This is a genomic window from Streptomyces hiroshimensis (assembly GCF_014650335.1).
Taxonomy (GTDB): Bacteria; Actinomycetota; Actinomycetes; order Streptomycetales; family Streptomycetaceae; genus Streptomyces; species Streptomyces hiroshimensis.
The window spans coordinates 91,656-106,542 of sequence record NZ_BMUT01000005.1; the positions used below are offsets into that span (position 1 = coordinate 91,656).

Consider the following 14,887-nt stretch of genomic DNA (forward strand, 5'->3'; position numbering starts at 1 on the left):
GCCGGGGCCTCGTGCGGGGCCCCGTGCAGGGGCCCCGGGCCCTACTTCAGGACGAGCGAGGACCATGCCTTGACCCACTGGTCGCGGTTCTTGGCGATCTTCTCGGGGGCCATGGTGCCGGGCTCGTTCACCTGCGCGCCGTACTTGGTGAACACCTCGGGCAGCTTGGCGTCCTGGTTGGCGGGCTTGACGAACATCTGCAGCGGCATGTCCTCCTGGAACGTGCGGCTCAGCAGGAAGTCGATCAGGGCCTTGCCGCCCTCGGTGTTCTTCGCGCCCTTCAGCAGCCCGGCGAACTCCGTCTGCTGGAAGCAGGTGCCCGTGGCGACAGCCGTCGGGCCCTCCGCGGGCTGCGGCTTCACGCCCAGGACCTCGGCGGGCGGGCTGGAGGCGTAGGAGACGACGAGGGGCTTGTCGCCCTTGGCCTTCTTGCCGCCCGCGGAGCCGGAGAAGCGCTCGTTGTAGGCCTGCTCCCAGCCGTCGACGACCTCGACGCCGTTGTCCTTGAGCTTCTTCCAGTAGTCCTGCCACCCGTCGTCGCCGTACTTGGCGATCGTGGCGAGCTGGAAGGCGAGGCCCGGGGAGGAGGTGGCGACGTTCTCGGTGACCAGCAGGTTCTTGTACTCGGGCTTGACCAGGTCGTCGAGGGACTGCGGCGGTGCCAGCTTGTGGCCGGCGAAGTACGCGCGGTCGTAGTTGACGCAGATGTCGCCGGTGTCGATGGGCGTAACCCGGTGCTCACCGGCGTCGGCCTGCAGCTTCCTCGGGACGCGGTCCAGGCCCTTGGCCTCGTACGGCGCGAAGATGCCGTTGTCGAGCGCACGCGAGAGCAGGGTGTTGTCGACACCGAAGAAGACGTCGCCCTGCGGGTGGCTCTTGGACAGGATGGCCTGGTTGACGGCCTGGCCGGCGTCGCCGCCCTTGAGGACCTTCACCTTGTACCCGGTCTGCCGGGTGAACTGCTTCAGAACCTCGTCGGACGCCGCGAAGGAGTTGTGCGAGACCAGAGTGACGGTCTTGTCCTTGCCTTCGGACGTGCCCGAGCCGCCGGAGCCGTCCGAGCCGCCGCATGCGGCCAGGAGCGGAAGGGCGAGCACGCCGACGGCGGCGGCGCCGATGGCACGCCGGAGGTTGGTGTTCATGATCGAGCTGACTCCCTACGCCGGTATGACCCGGATCAGGTCCGAGGGTCTGCGGGCCGTGCCGCACTCTCAGCGCCCCGTGGGCGCTCCCCTGTCGGATTGTTCATTTGTGCGAGGGCACCGTATCACTGCCCTCCCCACAGATCGGTGTCTGACCTGCGGCCTTGGCTCAGCGCTCGGCTGCCGCCAGCTGGCCGCAGGCGCCGTCGATCTCCTGGCCGCGGGTGTCCCGGACGGTGACGGGCACCCCGTGCGCGGCGATCGCCGCGACGAAGGCGCGCTCATCCTCGGGGCGGGAGGCCGTCCACTTCGACCCCGGGGTGGGGTTGAGCGGAATGAGGTTGACGTGCACGCGCTTGCCCTTGAGGAGCCGGCCCAGGAGGTCGCCGCGCCATGCCTGGTCGTTGATGTCGCGGATCAGGGCGTACTCGATGGAGACCCGGCGGCCGGACTTCTCCGCGTACTCCCACGCGGCGTCGAGGACCTCGCGGACCTTCCAGCGGGTGTTGACCGGCACCAGGGTGTCGCGCAGCTCGTCGTCCGGCGCGTGCAGGGAGACGGCCAGGCGGCACTTGAAGCCCTCGTCGGCGAAGCGCAGCATCGCCGGCACCAGGCCCACCGTGGAGACGGTAATGCCGCGCTGGGAGAGCCCCAGGCCGTCCGGCTCGGGGTCCGTGAGGCGGCGGACGGCGCCGACGACCCGCTTGTAGTTGGCCAGCGGCTCGCCCATGCCCATGAAGACGATGTTGGACAGCCGCGCGGGGCCGCCGGGGACCTCTCCGTCGCGCAGTGCCCGCATGCCGTCCACGATCTGGTGGACGATCTCGGCCGTCGACAGGTTCCGGTCCAGGCCGGCCTGGCCGGTGGCGCAGAACGGGCAGTTCATGCCGCAGCCGGCCTGCGAGCTGATGCACATGGTGACCCGGTCGGGGTAGCGCATCAGCACGGACTCCACCAGCTTGCCGTCGTGCAGCCGCCAGAGGGTCTTACGGGTGGTGTCGTCGTCGCACGAGATGTGACGCACGACGCTCATGAGCTCCGGCAGCAGTTCGGCGGCGAGCTTCTCGCGCGCCGCCGCCGGGATGTCGGTCCATGCGGCGGGATCGTGGGTGTACCGGGCGAAGTAGTGCTGCGAGAGCTGCTTGGCGCGGAACGGCTTCTCACCGATCGCGGAGACGGCCTCGCGGCGCTCGGCGGGCGAGAGGTCGGCAAGGTGCCGCGGGGGCAGCTTGGCCCCACGGGGGGCGACGAACGTCAGTTCTCCAGGCGCGGGGGCCATGAGCAAAAACTCCTCATTGACGACGGCGGATGACCTCCGCAATCGCGGAGCCAGCGGCAGGACGAAGCCGGAACCCGGAGATCTCACAGGGGCACCCCCGCAGCCGCGGGGCCGGAAAAGGGCCCGCCGCACAGCAGCGAGCCCTTCCAGGGTACCTGGCCCGGGTCAGGAGCCGACGAAGACGACCATCAGGAGCCACACCACCGGTGCGGTCGGCAGGAGCGAGTCCAGCCGGTCCATGATGCCGCCGTGCCCCGGCAGCAGGGCGCCCATGTCCTTGATGCCCAGATCCCTCTTGATCATGGACTCGCCGAGGTCTCCCAGCGTGGCGCTGACGGCGACGGCGAGGCCGAGGAGCAGCCCCTCCCACCACACACCGCCGTCGATCAGGAACTGCATGCACAGGGCGCCGGCGACCATCGCGAAGGCGACCGCCCCGAGCAGCCCCTCGCGCGTCTTGCCGGGGCTGATGCGCGGTGCCAGCTTGCGCTTGCCGAACTTCCAGCCCACCGCGTACGCACCCGTGTCGCTGACGACGGTCAGGATCAGGAAGGTGAGCACGCGCCACGCGCCGTCCCCGGCGGCGAGCATGAGGGCCACGAAGGTGGCCAGGAACGGCACGTAGAAGGCCGCGAAGATGCCCGCCGTGACGTCCTTGAGGTAGTCGTCGGGCGACTCCGTCATCCGCCACACGAGGACGGCCAGGGCCGTGAAGGCCACGGCCACCCACGCGCCCTCGGCACCGCTGGCGTAGCCGGCGATGACCATGGCGGCTCCGCCGACCGCGAGCGGCACCAGCGGGGCGCGGATCGCCTTGCGCTCCGCGAGGCGCGAGGTCAGCTCCCACAGCCCGACCACGACGGCGATCACGATCACGCCGAGGAAGACGGGCTTGTAGATGAACAGGGAGGCGAGGATGACCGCTCCAAGGCCCACGCCGACCCCTATCGCCGCCCGTAGATCACGGCCGGCGCTCTTCTTTCCTGCCTTCGGCGACTCGGGGGAGGCAGGCACCGGGGCAGGGTCCTGGGGCCGGATGTCGGGCTCCTGTTCATCGCGGAACAGGGGGCCGCGAAGGTGAGCGGCCCCCTGGTCACGGTCGTCCTGGTCTCCGCCTGAGGGGGGCACGATGGGCATGGGCCGAGTCTGCGCCGCAACGCCCGCCTCGTGCACAGGACCCGCCGAACGGGCCGCAGAGGACGGCCCCCGGTCGGTGGACCCCCGGTATCCGGCGCTCGGCGGGGCCCCCCAGGATGTCTCGTTCATCAGACCTCGAGGAGCTCGGCTTCCTTGTGCTTGAGCAGCTCGTCCACCTGCGCGACGTACTTCGCGGTGGTGTCGTCGAGCTCCTTCTCCGCGCGGCGGACGTCGTCCTCGCCGGACTCCTTGTCCTTGACGAGCTTGTCCAGGGCGTCCTTGGCCTTGCGGCGGATGGAGCGGATCGAGACCTTGGCGTCCTCGCCCTTGCCCCGGGCCACCTTGATGTAGTCCCGGCGGCGCTCCTCGGTCAGCTCCGGGAAGGTCACCCGGATGATGTTGCCGTCGTTGCTCGGGTTGACGCCGAGGTCGGAGTCGCGGATCGCCTGCTCGATGTTGCGCAGCGCGCTCTTGTCGAACGGGGTGACCACGGCCATGCGCGGCTCGGGCACCGAGAAGGACGCCAGCTGGTTGATGGGCGTCAGCGCACCGTAGTAGTCCGCCACGATCTTGTTGAACATCGCCGGGTGCGCACGCCCGGTGCGGATCGCCGCGAAGTCCTCCTTGGCGACCACAACGGCCTTCTCCATCTTCTCCTCGGCCTCGAGGAGGATCTCTTCGATCACCACTTGCTCCTGGTGTTATCAGTAAGCAGAGCCTCGCCCCTGCGCGCGTCTTCTCCTGCACGGTGTCCGACCGGCAGGCAGTTGTCCATCCCCGTGCCGAGGTCTTCCCACGGCACGGAGTTGCCGTCCGTATCGGGTCTGGCCGCTACGGACGGCTGTGCGGGTCGTCAGTCCCGCGTGCTCTGGTCGCTCACGAGCGTGCCGATCTTCTCACCCTTGACCGCACGCCCGATGTTGCCCTCGGCGAGCAGCTCGAAGACCAGGATCGGCAGCTTGTTGTCCATGCACAGGCTGATGGCGGTGGCGTCGGCGACCTTCAGGCCCCGTGCGAGCACCTCGCTGTACTCGAGGGCGTCGAACTTCACCGCGTCGGGGTTCTTCTTCGGATCGGAGTCGTAGATCCCGTCGACGCCGTTCTTGCCCATCAGGATCGCCTCTGCGTGGATCTCCAGGGCGCGCTGGGCGGCAGTGGTGTCGGTGGAGAAGTAGGGCATGCCCATGCCCGCGCCGAAGATCACGACGCGGCCCTTCTCCAGGTGGCGCACGGCGCGCAGCGGGATGAACGGCTCCGCGACCTGCCCCATGGTGATGCCGGTCTGGACGCGGGTCTCGATGCCTTCCTTGACCAGGAAGTCCTGGAGGGCGAGCGAGTTCATCACGGTGCCGAGCATGCCCATGTAGTCCGAGCGGGCCCGGTCCATGCCGCGCTGCTGCAGCTCCGCGCCGCGGAAGAAGTTGCCGCCGCCGATGACGACGGCGATCTCGTAGCCCTCGCGGACGACGGCCGCGATCTCACGGGCGATGGCGTGCACGACATCGGGGTCGACGCCGAGACCGCCCCCGCCGGCGAACGCCTCGCCGGACAGTTTGAGCAAGAACCGGCGGCGTGGGCCGTGGTCAGCAATGGTGTCGTCGGCAGTCTGCCGGGCGTCCGCACCCTGATTCATTGGAGCTCTCCTCGTGCACATACGAAGAAGGCCATTGCCGGATGGGTCCTTTCGGTTCCCTGTGCGGCAATGGCCTCCTCGTCACATCAGCGGCCGACCGGTGAGGGATCGGCTGCGTACGACCCTAGCGGGTCGCAGGTCAATCGCTGCCCTGCTGACGGGCTCAGGCGCCGACGCGGATGCGCGCGAAGCGCTTCAGCGTGACACCGGCCTCGTCCAGGACCTTCTGGACGGTCTTCTTGTTGTCCTTGGCGAACGCCTGCTCGAGAACGGAGTTCTCCTTGACGAAGCCGGTGACGCGACCCTCGATGATCTTCGGCAGGGCGGCCTCGGGCTTGCCCTCCTCGCGGGCGGTGGCCTCGGCGACGCGGCGCTCGTTCTCCAGGATGTCGGCCGGGATGTCCTCACGGGAGAGGTACTTCGGCGCGAACGCGGCGATGTGCTGCGCGATGTCCTTGGCGACCTCGGCGTTGGCCTTGTCCAGCTCGACCAGGACGCCGACCTGCGGGGGCAGGTCCGCGGCGGTGCGGTGCATGTAGGCGTAGACCAGGCCGTCGGCGAAGTACGCGAAGCGGTCCACGACGATCTTCTCGCCGAGGGTGGCGTTGGCCTCGTCCACGTACGCCTGGACGGTCTTGCCGGCCTCGATCTCGGAAGCCATCAGGGCCTCGACGTCGGCGGGGGCGCTCTTGGCGACGTGGGCGGCCAGAGCCTCGGCGACGGCCACGAACTTCTCGCCCTTGGCGACGAAGTCGGTCTCGCACTTCAGCTCGACGATGACACCGGAGGTGTAGTCGTCGGCGATGGCGGAGACGACGGCACCGTTCTCGGTGGTGCGGCTCTCGCGCTTGGCGACGCCCTTGAGGCCCTTGACGCGCACGATCTCGACGGCCTTCTCGAGGTTGCCCTCGGCCTCGTCCAGCGCCTTCTTGCAGTCCATCATGCCGGCGCCGGTGAGCTCACGGAGCTTCTTGACGTCAGCGGCGGTGAAGTTCGCCATGGTCTGTGAATCTCTCTCGAAAGTCGTTGGTGACTACGGGTGCACGACGGGGGCGGCGCATCTCGCGCCGTCCCCCGCCGTATCTACCGACTGAGTTGTCAGGCCTGCTCGGCGTCCGCGGCCGGAGCCTCGGCAGCGGCCTCGGCCGGCTTCTCGGCCTCGGCGTCGGCCTTCTTCTCGCCCTCGAGCAGGTCGCGCTCCCACTCGGCGAGGGGCTCGCCGGCGGCCTTGTCGGCCTTCGCGTCACCGGTGGCGGCACCGGAGCGGGCGATGAGGCCCTCGGCGACGGCGTCGGCGATCACACGGGTGAGCAGCGTGACGGAGCGGATCGCGTCGTCGTTGCCGGGGATCTTGTAGTCGACCTCGTCGGGGTCGCAGTTGGTGTCGAGGATCGCGACGACCGGGATGCGGAGCTTGCGCGCCTCACCGACGGCGATGTGCTCCTTCTTGGTGTCCACGATCCAGACGGCGCTCGGCACCTTCTGCATCTCGCGGATACCGCCGAGGGTCTTCTCGAGCTTGGCCTTCTCGCGGGAGAGGACCAGGAGCTCCTTCTTGGTGAGGCCGGAGGCGGCCACATCCTCGAAGTCGATGAGCTCGAGCTCCTTCAGGCGCTGCAGGCGCTTGTAGACGGTCGAGAAGTTGGTGAGCATGCCGCCCAGCCAGCGCTGGTTGACGTAGGGCATGCCGACGCGGGTCGCCTGCTCGGCGATGGCCTCCTGGGCCTGCTTCTTCGTACCGACGAACATGATGGAGCCGCCGTGCGCGACGGTCTCCTTGACGAACTCGTAGGCGCGGTCGATGTACGACAGCGACTGGAGCAGGTCGATGATGTAGATGCCGTTGCGCTCCGTGAAGATGAAACGCTTCATCTTCGGGTTCCAACGACGGGTCTGGTGACCGAAGTGGACGCCGCTCTCCAGCAGCTCCCGCATCGTGACGACGGCCATGGCCGCGCTCCTTGAAATACTCGGTTCCACGACGGCCGGGCGGCCGCCGCTCCTGACGCCCCGACGTGCCTGCCGTGGACGATGCCCTTGCGAGAACCGTTCCGCGGACCGAGAGACACGGCCACCGGGCTGCCCGAAAGGGACTGACGCGCCGGTAGCGGGGCGTGCGAAGTCGATCCGGTGACCCGGATCGCCATGAGAAGTGTACGGGACCCGGGAAGGCGCGGGTGACGACGTTGTGCACAACCCGCGAGTAGTCCACAGATCTCCGTCAAGATCCCCACGAATGCCCGGGGTCCGCCACCGTACGGGCATGACTCTCATCGGATCTTTCACACGACGCCTGCTTGCCGCCGCGGGCGTGGTCACACTCTGTGTTCTCGCGGGTGCGGTCGCCAGTGGTACGGCCGCGGGTGCGGGAGCCGCGAGGGCGGCCGCGCCCGCTCCGGCCCCTGAGACCGGGGGTGCGCAGGCGGCACCTGGTACGCCCGGGGTGCCTGCTGCGTCCGCGTCCACGGCCTCGGATCCCGGGCCGGCGGAACCGCCGGGGCCGCCCGCTTCCCCCGGTACACCTGGGCCGCGCGGGCCCGTAGGCGGTGGAGGGCAGGCCGAGCGGGCCTGGCCCGTGGGTGGGTCGAGAGGGGGACGGCCCCTGCTCGTACGGGCCTGGCGGCCGCCGCCGGTGCCCTGGGCGGCCGGGCACCGCGGGGTGGATCTCATCGCCCGCGCCGGTCAGCCGGTACGGGCCGCCGCGCCTGGCACCGTCTCCTTCGCGGGCACCGTCGCGGGGCGGGGCGTAGTGGCGGTGCAGCATCCGGGGACGGGCGAGCCGCCGCTGCGAACCACGTACGAACCGGTGGAAGCCGTGGTGAAGGAAGGAGACCGCGTGGCGGCGGGGCAGGTGATCGGCACCCTGCAGGCGGGGCCGTTCCACTGTTCCGGGGGCTGCCTTCACTGGGGGCTGCTCCGGGGAAGGGTCTACCTCGACCCCTTGTCTCTGCTGCCTCCGTGGATGCTGCGCAGGCCGCCGTCCCGGCTGCTGCCGCTGTCGGGCGGCGGGCCGGGCGCGCCGCTGGTCAGCCCTTGACGCCGCGCAGCGCCATGGACACGGCCGCCTCGATGATGCTGTCGGGCTCCTCGGCCGCACCCAGCTCGATCCGGCGCACGGCGGCGTCGACCACGCCTTGCAGCAGCATGGCCGCCAGACGGGGCTGCTCGTGGCCGAGGGCGACGAGCGCCTCCACGACCATGGCGATGAGCCCGCCGTGGGCGGCCCGGATCTTCTCGCGTGCGCCCGCATCCAGCTCTCCGGCGGAGATCGCGACCACGGCGCGGTGACGGCGGTCGCCGACCAGGGCCAGCTGCCGGCGTACATACGCCTCGATCTTCGCCTCGGGCGTGTCCACGCTCTCCATGGCGGCTTCGACCTCCGCCGCCCAGACGGGGAAGTCGACCGCGCACAGCTCCTCGACGACGGCTGCCCGCGAGCGGAAGTACTCGTAGACCGAGGACCGCGCCAGGCCGGTGCGCTCGGCCAGGGCGGGAAACGTCAACGCCTCCGTGCCGCCCTCGGACAGCAGGGAACGGGCGGCGTCCAGCAGGGCGCCGCGCTGCATCGTCCGGTGCTCGGCCACCGAGGCCGCTCGAATCCTGGGCACGTCCCCACTTTACGGATTGCCGGGGGCCGGGACGACGCCGAGGGAGGATTCGCGCCCCTTGCCCGTCCCATCGGGTGCCCGGGCCCATCGGGCTCTGCCCGGCCCGTCAAGCCCTGGCCGGCCCGCAAGGCCGCTTGCCGGCCCTCGGGCCCTCGCCGACCCGGTCAGCGGCCTACGTCCGCCAGCTTGGCCCTCAGCTGGAGCACCGACTTCGTGTGGATCTGACTGACCCTGCTCTCCGTGACGCCGAGGACATGCCCGATCTCGGCGAGCGTGAGGCCCTCGTAGTAGTAGAGGGTGACCACGGTCTTCTCGCGCTCGGGGAGGGTGTTGATCGCGCGGGCGAGGAGGCGGCGCAGCTCGCGGTCCTCGGCGACCTCGACGGGATCGTCGGCTGCGGTGTCCTCGAGGGTGTCCATCAGGCTCAGCCGCTCGCCGCCCTCCGCGCCGGCATGCAGGAGATCCTCCAGGGCGACCACGTTGGTCAGCGACAACTGGCTGAAAACACCGTGCAGTTCCTCGATGGCAATGCCCATCTCGGCCGCGACCTCGGCCTCCGAGGGCGTGCGTCGCAGCTCGGCCTCCAGCGTGGCGTACGCACGCTCGACCGCGCGCGCCTTCTGCCGGACGGAGCGCGGGATCCAGTCGAGCGCACGCAGCTCGTCGATCATCGCGCCGCGGATCCGGGTGATGGCGTACGTCTCGAACTTGATCTCCCGGGCGGGGTCGAACTTCTCGATGGCGTCGATGAGTCCGAAGATCCCCGAGGAGACGAAGTCGGCCTGCTCGACATTGGGCGGCAGACCGACGCTGACGCGCCCCGCCACGTACTTCACCAGGGGCGAGTAGTGGAGGATCAGCTGCTCCCGCAGCCGGTCGTCGCCCGAGGCCTTGTACGACCGCCACAGCTCATCGAGCGTCGAGGGCGCGGGAGGGCGCTCGGCGCCGCGCGCCGCGGGCGGCACCGCCGCGCGGTCCGAACCGGAGGTGTGCTGGGGCATTCGTCGTCTTGAGCCGTTCTGCTGTGACGTGGATCGAGTGGTACGAATGACTGGAATCCCGTGAGCGTAGCGTGACTGCTGCGTTGCGGTATGCGATGAGCCCTCTCCGTCGGTGTGCGGATACGTTCCCCTGCCGGAGGCGCCGGCATGCGGCGCCGGGGGCCGGCGTCCGCACAAGCCTCGCCGTATCGGCGGCCGCGGTCGTCCCCTTAACCTTTTCACCCGATCGCCCCAGGTCAAGAACCGCCTCGCCGCGCGGACGGGCGCCGTCCGGGGGGCTTGGAGGTGTCGGATGTTGACGATGGGGCGACCAACTGCCAGTGATCACCCAGGCGTTCCACGAAGCCGAGGGACTGCAGCTCGTAGAGCCTGGCAAGCGTCTGATCCCTGCTCAGGCCCGCGTTTCGCGCGATGAGCTCGCCGTCCCCGCCGCCTCCTCCGGGCACGGCCTCCAGCACCACGGCCGCCGCCGGGGCCAGCAGGTCGCGGGCGACGACGGGACCGCGCCGCTCGGGGGCCAGGTCTCCGATGCCGCCGACCAGCTCGGCGACCTCGTCCGCGTCGGTGACCAGGGCGCCGTCCTCACGGAGCAGTTCGTGCACGCCCGCCGACAGGCCCGACGTGACAGGACCGGGTACGCCCATCGTCTGACGGCCGAGCTGCCGCGCACGACGGGCCGTCACCAGTGAGCCGCTGCGGTACTCGGCCTCCACGACCACCGTTCCCCTCGTCAAGGCGGCGATGACACGATTGCGCAGGACGAAGCGGCTGCGGGTGGGGTGTCCGCCCGGGGGCAACTCGGCGAGCACCAGACCCCGTTCCACGATCCGGTCGATCAGATCCGCATGGCCGCGCGGGTAGGGAACGTCGACCCCGCAGGCCAGCACGGCGACGGTCGCCCCGCCCGCGGCGAGCGCTCCCCTGTGGGCGGCGCCGTCGACACCGTACGCGGCGCCGGAGACGACCACCCAGCCGCGGCGGGCCAGTCCGGCGCCCAGGAGGGAGGCGACGTGTGAGCCGTAGTCGGTACAGGCGCGTGCCCCGACCACGGCGACGGAGCGCAGCGCCCACAGCCGCAGGTCGGCCCCGCCTCGCACCCAGAGGCCGAGCGGACGGGCGTCGCCGAGGTCGTCCAGCTGCTGGGGCCATTCGCGATCTCCGGGGCAGAGGAAGCGCCCGCCCAGCCTGGCGACGGCGTCGAGGTCGCCGCGGGGGTCGAGGGCGGCGGCGCGCTCCCGGCACCCGGCGAGCCGCTCCCGCCCGGCCCCTTGCGGCGCCGGGCCCGCTCCGGTGAGCCCCCGCACGAGCCCCGCGGCGCCCATCTCCCGGACCCACCGCCCCACGCGCTCGTCCCCTGGCTCGGTCAGCCTGGTGAGGGCTGCGCGGGCCAGCCGGTCCTCGGGGGCGGGGCCCGTCACGGATGGCCTCCCGCCACGACCGCGCCGCGGTGGACACCCGTACGCAGCTCGAGCGCGCAGTTGACGTCCGAGGCGTCGGGGAGGTCGTGGCCGGCGAGGTCCGCCACCGTCCAGGCGACGCGCAGCACGCGGTCGAGGCCACGTGCCGTCAGCATGCCCCGTTCCATATCGCGTTCAGCCTCGTCGAGGGCGTCGGGAGCGACGCGCCAGCGGGTCCGCAGTTCGTGGCCGGGGACTTCGCTGTTGGTCCGCCAGGGCATGTCCGTGAGGCGGGCCGCGGCCCGCTCCCTGGCGGCGCGGACCCTGTCGGCGACCGCGGCGGTCGTCTCCGCCCCCGCTCCGGCGCCCGTCAGCTCGGAACGGGCCACCGCTTCGACCGTCACCCGCAGGTCGACGCGGTCCAGGAGGGGGCCGGACAGGCGCGCGCGGTAGCGCCTGACGGCCTGCGGGGTGCAGTCGCAGCCCTCCCCCAGCATGCCGTGCCGCCCGCACGGACAGGGGTTGGCTGCGAGGACGAGGAGGAACCGGGCAGGCAGCCGCAGCACGCCGCCGGAGCGGGCCACGATGACGTGTCCCGACTCCAGTGGCTGCCTCAGGGCGTCCAGCACCCGTCCGGAGAACTCGGGTGCCTCGTCCATGAAGAGCACTCCGCGGTGAGCCAGGGACACGGCTCCGGGGCGCGGCAGACCGCTGCCTCCGCCGACCAGTGAGGGCATGGACGCCGAGTGGTGCGGGGCGCAGTAGGGAGCGCGGTCGAGCAGGGGCTGGCCGACGGGAAGAGTGCCCGCCACGGAGTGCACCGCGGTGACCTCGAGGGACTCCTGGGACGTGAGCGGTGGCAGCAGGCCGGGCAGCCGCTCCGCGAGCATGGTCTTGCCCGCTCCGGGCGGGCCCTGGAGCAGAAGGTGGTGCCGCCCTGCGGCGGCCACTTCGAGGGCCATACGAGCCCTGACCTGCCCCGCGACCTCGGCGAGGTCGGGCCGGCGCTCCCCCTGCAGGACCCCCGCGCCCAGCCCCGCCCCGGGCACCGAGAGCCCGGCGAGCATCGGATCCGGGCTGCCCTCCTGCAGCGGCTCCTCTTCGGGCACCGGCTCGTCCGTAAGGACCGCGATCAGCTGACGCAGGCTGCGGATGCCGAGGACCGAGACGCCGGGCACGAGGGACGCCTCGGCGGCCGTCCGCTCGGGGACGACCACCTGCCGGTAGCCCGCGTCGGCCGCGGCCAGCACCGCCGGCAGGACGCCCTGCACCGGGCGGACACGCCCGTCGAGGCCGAGCTCCCCGATGAGCACCAGGTCGGCGATCTCACGGGGGTCGAGGCGCTCCGAGGCGGCCAGGACGGCACAGGCGACGGCGAGGTCGAACCCGCTTCCGCCTTTGGGAACCGCCGCCGGGCTCAGGCCTACGGTCAGCTTCTTCTGCGGCCACTCGGCGCCGGAGTTCACGACGGCGGCACGGACGCGGTCCTTGCTCTCCACGAGGCTCTTGTCGGGCAGGCCGACGAGAGTGAAGGCGGCGACTCCGGGCTCCAGGTCGGCCTGGACCTCGACCACCACGCCCTCGACCCCGACCAGCGCCACCGAGCACGTACGGGCGAAGCCCATCACGCCACCCCCTTGGCGTGCTCGACGGCGGGGGCTCCCCGGTCGGGGACGATCACACCCACCAGGTCGATCCGCACGCCGCCTGCCGGCGGTCCGCCGTGGCGCGCCAGCCAGCGCTCGGCGAGCCGGCGCAGGCGGTCGGCCTTCGCCGGGGTGACGGCGGCCATCGGGTGCTCATAGGCACCGGTGCGGCGGGTCTTGACCTCGCACACCACCAGGGTGTCGGCCTCCATGGCCACGATGTCGATCTCGCCCTCGCGGCATCTCCAGTTCCGTTCGAGGACGACGATGCCGGCCTGGGCCAGCCGGCGGACGGCGAGATTCTCGCCGTAGCGACCGAGTGCATCTCGGGCGTTCACGGGCACCACCTCCGGCGCCCACCGTGCCGCCGCCGCCCGAAACTATTGGATCTTGGTGGATAACCCGTCGGTTGTGGAGAACTCAGCCACCCGGAAGGTCGAGGTCAGTCTTGTTCAGCTCCTCGATGTTCACGTCCTTGAACGTGAGCACCCGCACCTGCTTCACGAAGCGGGCCGGGCGGTACATGTCCCAGACCCAGGCGTCGGCCATCGAGACCTCGAAGAAGACCTCGCCCTGTACGGAGTGCACCTGCATCTCGTAGTCATTGGTGAGGTAGAAGCGGCGCTCGGTCTCGATCACGTATTTGAACAGACCGACGACATCGCGGTACTCCCGGTAGAGCTTCAGCTCCATCTCGGTCTCGTACTTTTCGAGGTCCTCGGCGCTCATGGCATGTTCCCCTTCAGCCGTGCGTCCCCCCATTGTGCGTCAGGCGCGCTCCGTCTCCAGGAGCACTGGCGTACGCGGGGGCCCCTCGTCGAGCAGCGTACGCAGCAGCCCGGCGAGCCTGGTCGGATACACCGTCTCACGGGTCGCGAGAAGTTCCCCGCAGGTCCACCAGCGCAGCCCCGTGACGCTGCGCCGCTCCAGTTCCGTCCCTCCGCCGGTCCACCGCCCGGGCTGCGCGGTGCGGGCCAGGAAGTACCGCTCGTCCTGGTTCCAGAGGCGGCCGTCGAAGGGGAAGGAACAGGTGCGGCGCCACAGGACGGGGCCCAGGTCGATCTCTGTGATCCCGGTCTCCTCGGCCAGCTCCCGGCGCGCCGCCTGCTCCCAGCTCTCGGCGCCCTCCAGGCCGCCGCCCGGGGTGAACCACCAGGTCGTCGTGGGGTCGCCCGGTTCGTAGCCGTGCATCAGCAGGATGCGGTCGTCCGGGTCGAGCAGGACGACCCGTGACGCCCTGCGCAGCTCACCGGCCCGGACGGATGTCTCCTCGGCCGTGCCGGCGGGCCCTTCTTCAGCCATGAGCGGGCACCTCCTCCCTGCGCCTCGGCGTCACGAAGCGCGCCACAGGCCCGTACGCCGCGCCGCCCAGGATGAGCACAGCGCCGACGGCCACGGCCGCCAGCACCAGGGGCAGTGGGCCGGGCTGCGAGGTGCTGTCCGGGAGGGCGGCGAACGACTCGGGTCTGTCCATCATGCCCCAGCCGTCCATGGGCCAGGCAGTGGCGTCCACGCGCGCCTTGACGGCGCTCCGGGGCACGGTGCCGTGGGAGGCGTCGGTGAGGTGCCCGCGGGAGTCCACGGAGTCGTTGCGGTGGTCTCCGAGCAGGAACAGCTGCCCGTCGGGGACGGTGGCGGAGAAGCCGGTGGGCGACGCCGGCCCCTCGGCCTGCAGATACGGTTCCTCGATCGGTTTGCCGTCGACCGTGAGGCGGCCCCGGCTGTCGCAGCAGGCCACGGTGTCGCCGCCCGTACCGACGACCCGCTTGACCATCGGGGAGTCGCCCCAGACCTTGTCCTTGAAGACGACGATGTCCCCGCGCCGCACGTCGCCGCCGTCGATGCGCTGGGCGAGCACCCGGTCGCCCCGCCCGATGGTCGGGGCCATGGAGTCGGTGGGGACGGTGTAGGGCTGGTAGAGCAGGGCGCCCCAGACGAAGCCGCCGAGGAAGAGCACACAGCCGACGGCCACGGCCAGCCCGGACAGCACCCTGCCCGCGCGGCCGTGGCCGTCGTCCGTACGTCCTGCTGCGCTCATCCCAGT

General features: G+C 71.0%; 16 protein-coding genes and 1 riboswitch. Of the genes, 1 reads left to right on the forward strand and 15 read right to left on the reverse strand.

Annotated elements, in window-relative coordinates; translation table 11 throughout:
* Positions 1-41: 41 nt before the first annotated feature.
* From IE241_RS13360 to rpsB, 7 genes are all read right to left on the reverse strand, one after another.
* A complete protein-coding gene (locus IE241_RS13360; RefSeq protein WP_190021939.1) occupies positions 42-1,142 on the reverse strand; it encodes a thiamine ABC transporter substrate-binding protein in 1,101 nt (366 codons plus the stop codon).
* A riboswitch (TPP riboswitch) is annotated at positions 1,138-1,245 on the reverse strand. Its footprint overlaps the gene before it by 5 nt.
* Before the next feature lie 66 nt (positions 1,246-1,311).
* A complete protein-coding gene (gene rlmN / locus IE241_RS13365) occupies positions 1,312-2,421 on the reverse strand; it encodes a dual-specificity RNA methyltransferase RlmN (RefSeq protein ID WP_190021940.1) in 1,110 nt (369 codons plus the stop codon).
* A gap of 165 nt (positions 2,422-2,586) precedes the next feature.
* On the reverse strand, positions 2,587-3,687 hold the full coding sequence (locus IE241_RS13370) for a phosphatidate cytidylyltransferase (protein ID WP_190021941.1): 1,101 nt from the start codon (positions 3,685-3,687) through the stop codon (positions 2,587-2,589).
* Positions 3,687-4,244, reverse strand: coding sequence for a ribosome recycling factor (gene frr, locus IE241_RS13375; protein ID WP_190021942.1), 558 nt, complete (start codon positions 4,242-4,244; stop codon positions 3,687-3,689). Before frr ends, IE241_RS13370 begins: the two co-directional genes overlap by 1 nt.
* Positions 4,245-4,411: 167 nt before the next feature.
* Positions 4,412-5,191 carry a UMP kinase gene (gene pyrH / locus IE241_RS13380; RefSeq protein ID WP_190021943.1) on the reverse strand — a complete coding sequence of 260 codons (780 nt, stop codon included), beginning with the start codon at positions 5,189-5,191 and terminating at the stop codon, positions 4,412-4,414.
* 163 nt (positions 5,192-5,354) lie between these two features.
* Positions 5,355-6,191, reverse strand: coding sequence for a translation elongation factor Ts (gene tsf, locus IE241_RS13385; protein WP_190021944.1), 837 nt, complete (start codon positions 6,189-6,191; stop codon positions 5,355-5,357).
* Between the two features lie 98 nt (positions 6,192-6,289).
* Positions 6,290-7,141, reverse strand: a complete 852-nt coding sequence (gene rpsB, locus IE241_RS13390) for a 30S ribosomal protein S2 (protein ID WP_106676927.1) — start codon at positions 7,139-7,141, stop codon at positions 6,290-6,292.
* Positions 7,142-7,766: 625 nt separating this feature from the next.
* Between rpsB and IE241_RS13395 the strand changes: the two genes are divergently transcribed.
* Positions 7,767-8,228, forward strand: coding sequence for a M23 family metallopeptidase (locus IE241_RS13395; protein WP_373300663.1), 462 nt, complete (start codon positions 7,767-7,769; stop codon positions 8,226-8,228).
* On the opposite strand, the gene IE241_RS13400 is transcribed toward IE241_RS13395, so the two are convergent.
* From IE241_RS13400 to lepB, 8 genes are all read right to left on the reverse strand, one after another.
* Positions 8,218-8,757 carry a TetR/AcrR family transcriptional regulator gene (locus tag IE241_RS13400; RefSeq protein ID WP_190022193.1) on the reverse strand — a complete coding sequence of 180 codons (540 nt, stop codon included), beginning with the start codon at positions 8,755-8,757 and terminating at the stop codon, positions 8,218-8,220. The two genes, IE241_RS13395 and IE241_RS13400, sit on opposite strands and share 11 nt — an antisense overlap.
* A 206-nt stretch (positions 8,758-8,963) precedes the next feature.
* Entirely contained in the window at positions 8,964-9,800 is an 837-nt protein-coding gene (whiG, locus tag IE241_RS13405) for an RNA polymerase sigma factor WhiG (RefSeq protein ID WP_190021946.1), read from the reverse strand.
* A 236-nt stretch (positions 9,801-10,036) separates the two neighbouring features.
* The gene (gene dprA, locus IE241_RS13410) at positions 10,037-11,218 is read right to left on the reverse strand and encodes a DNA-processing protein DprA (protein ID WP_229899209.1); all 1,182 of its coding nucleotides are present in this window, start codon (positions 11,216-11,218) and stop codon (positions 10,037-10,039) included.
* Entirely contained in the window at positions 11,215-12,822 is a 1,608-nt protein-coding gene (locus tag IE241_RS13415; RefSeq protein WP_190022195.1) for a YifB family Mg chelatase-like AAA ATPase, read from the reverse strand. The genes dprA and IE241_RS13415 overlap by 4 nt, the downstream gene beginning before the upstream one ends.
* Positions 12,822-13,181, reverse strand: a complete 360-nt coding sequence (locus IE241_RS13420) for a YraN family protein (RefSeq protein WP_190021947.1) — start codon at positions 13,179-13,181, stop codon at positions 12,822-12,824. Before IE241_RS13420 ends, IE241_RS13415 begins: the two co-directional genes overlap by 1 nt.
* An 82-nt stretch (positions 13,182-13,263) precedes the next feature.
* Positions 13,264-13,572: a DUF2469 domain-containing protein gene (locus IE241_RS13425; RefSeq protein WP_007821609.1), complete on the reverse strand. Its 309-nt coding sequence runs from the start codon at positions 13,570-13,572 to the stop codon at positions 13,264-13,266.
* 39 nt (positions 13,573-13,611) lie between these two features.
* Complete coding sequence (locus IE241_RS13430) at positions 13,612-14,145, reverse strand: NUDIX hydrolase (protein WP_190021948.1); 534 nt, start codon at positions 14,143-14,145, stop codon at positions 13,612-13,614.
* Positions 14,138-14,881 (reverse strand): signal peptidase I, encoded by a 744-nt coding sequence (gene lepB / locus IE241_RS13435; protein ID WP_190021949.1) that lies wholly within the window; start codon positions 14,879-14,881, stop codon positions 14,138-14,140. The genes IE241_RS13430 and lepB overlap by 8 nt, the downstream gene beginning before the upstream one ends.
* Positions 14,882-14,887: the final 6 nt, after the last annotated feature.

Bases quoted from the DNA above. Each gene is read 5' to 3' on its own strand.
- IE241_RS13360 (WP_190021939.1), bottom strand. From the start codon at position 1,142: ATGAACACCAACCTCCGGCGTGCCATCGGCGCCGCCGCCGTCGGCGTG.
- rlmN (WP_190021940.1), bottom strand. From the start codon at position 2,421: ATGGCCCCCGCGCCTGGAGAACTGACGTTCGTCGCCCCCCGTGGGGCC.
- IE241_RS13370 (WP_190021941.1), bottom strand. From the start codon at position 3,687: ATGAACGAGACATCCTGGGGGGCCCCGCCGAGCGCCGGATACCGGGGG.
- pyrH (WP_190021943.1), bottom strand. From the start codon at position 5,191: ATGAATCAGGGTGCGGACGCCCGGCAGACTGCCGACGACACCATTGCT.
- tsf (WP_190021944.1), bottom strand. From the start codon at position 6,191: ATGGCGAACTTCACCGCCGCTGACGTCAAGAAGCTCCGTGAGCTCACC.
- rpsB (WP_106676927.1), bottom strand. From the start codon at position 7,141: ATGGCCGTCGTCACGATGCGGGAGCTGCTGGAGAGCGGCGTCCACTTC.
- IE241_RS13400 (WP_190022193.1), bottom strand. From the start codon at position 8,757: ATGCAGCGCGGCGCCCTGCTGGACGCCGCCCGTTCCCTGCTGTCCGAG.
- whiG (WP_190021946.1), bottom strand. From the start codon at position 9,800: ATGCCCCAGCACACCTCCGGTTCGGACCGCGCGGCGGTGCCGCCCGCG.
- IE241_RS13415 (WP_190022195.1), bottom strand. From the start codon at position 12,822: ATGGGCTTCGCCCGTACGTGCTCGGTGGCGCTGGTCGGGGTCGAGGGC.
- IE241_RS13425 (WP_007821609.1), bottom strand. From the start codon at position 13,572: ATGAGCGCCGAGGACCTCGAAAAGTACGAGACCGAGATGGAGCTGAAG.
- IE241_RS13430 (WP_190021948.1), bottom strand. From the start codon at position 14,145: ATGGCTGAAGAAGGGCCCGCCGGCACGGCCGAGGAGACATCCGTCCGG.
- lepB (WP_190021949.1), bottom strand. From the start codon at position 14,881: ATGAGCGCAGCAGGACGTACGGACGACGGCCACGGCCGCGCGGGCAGG.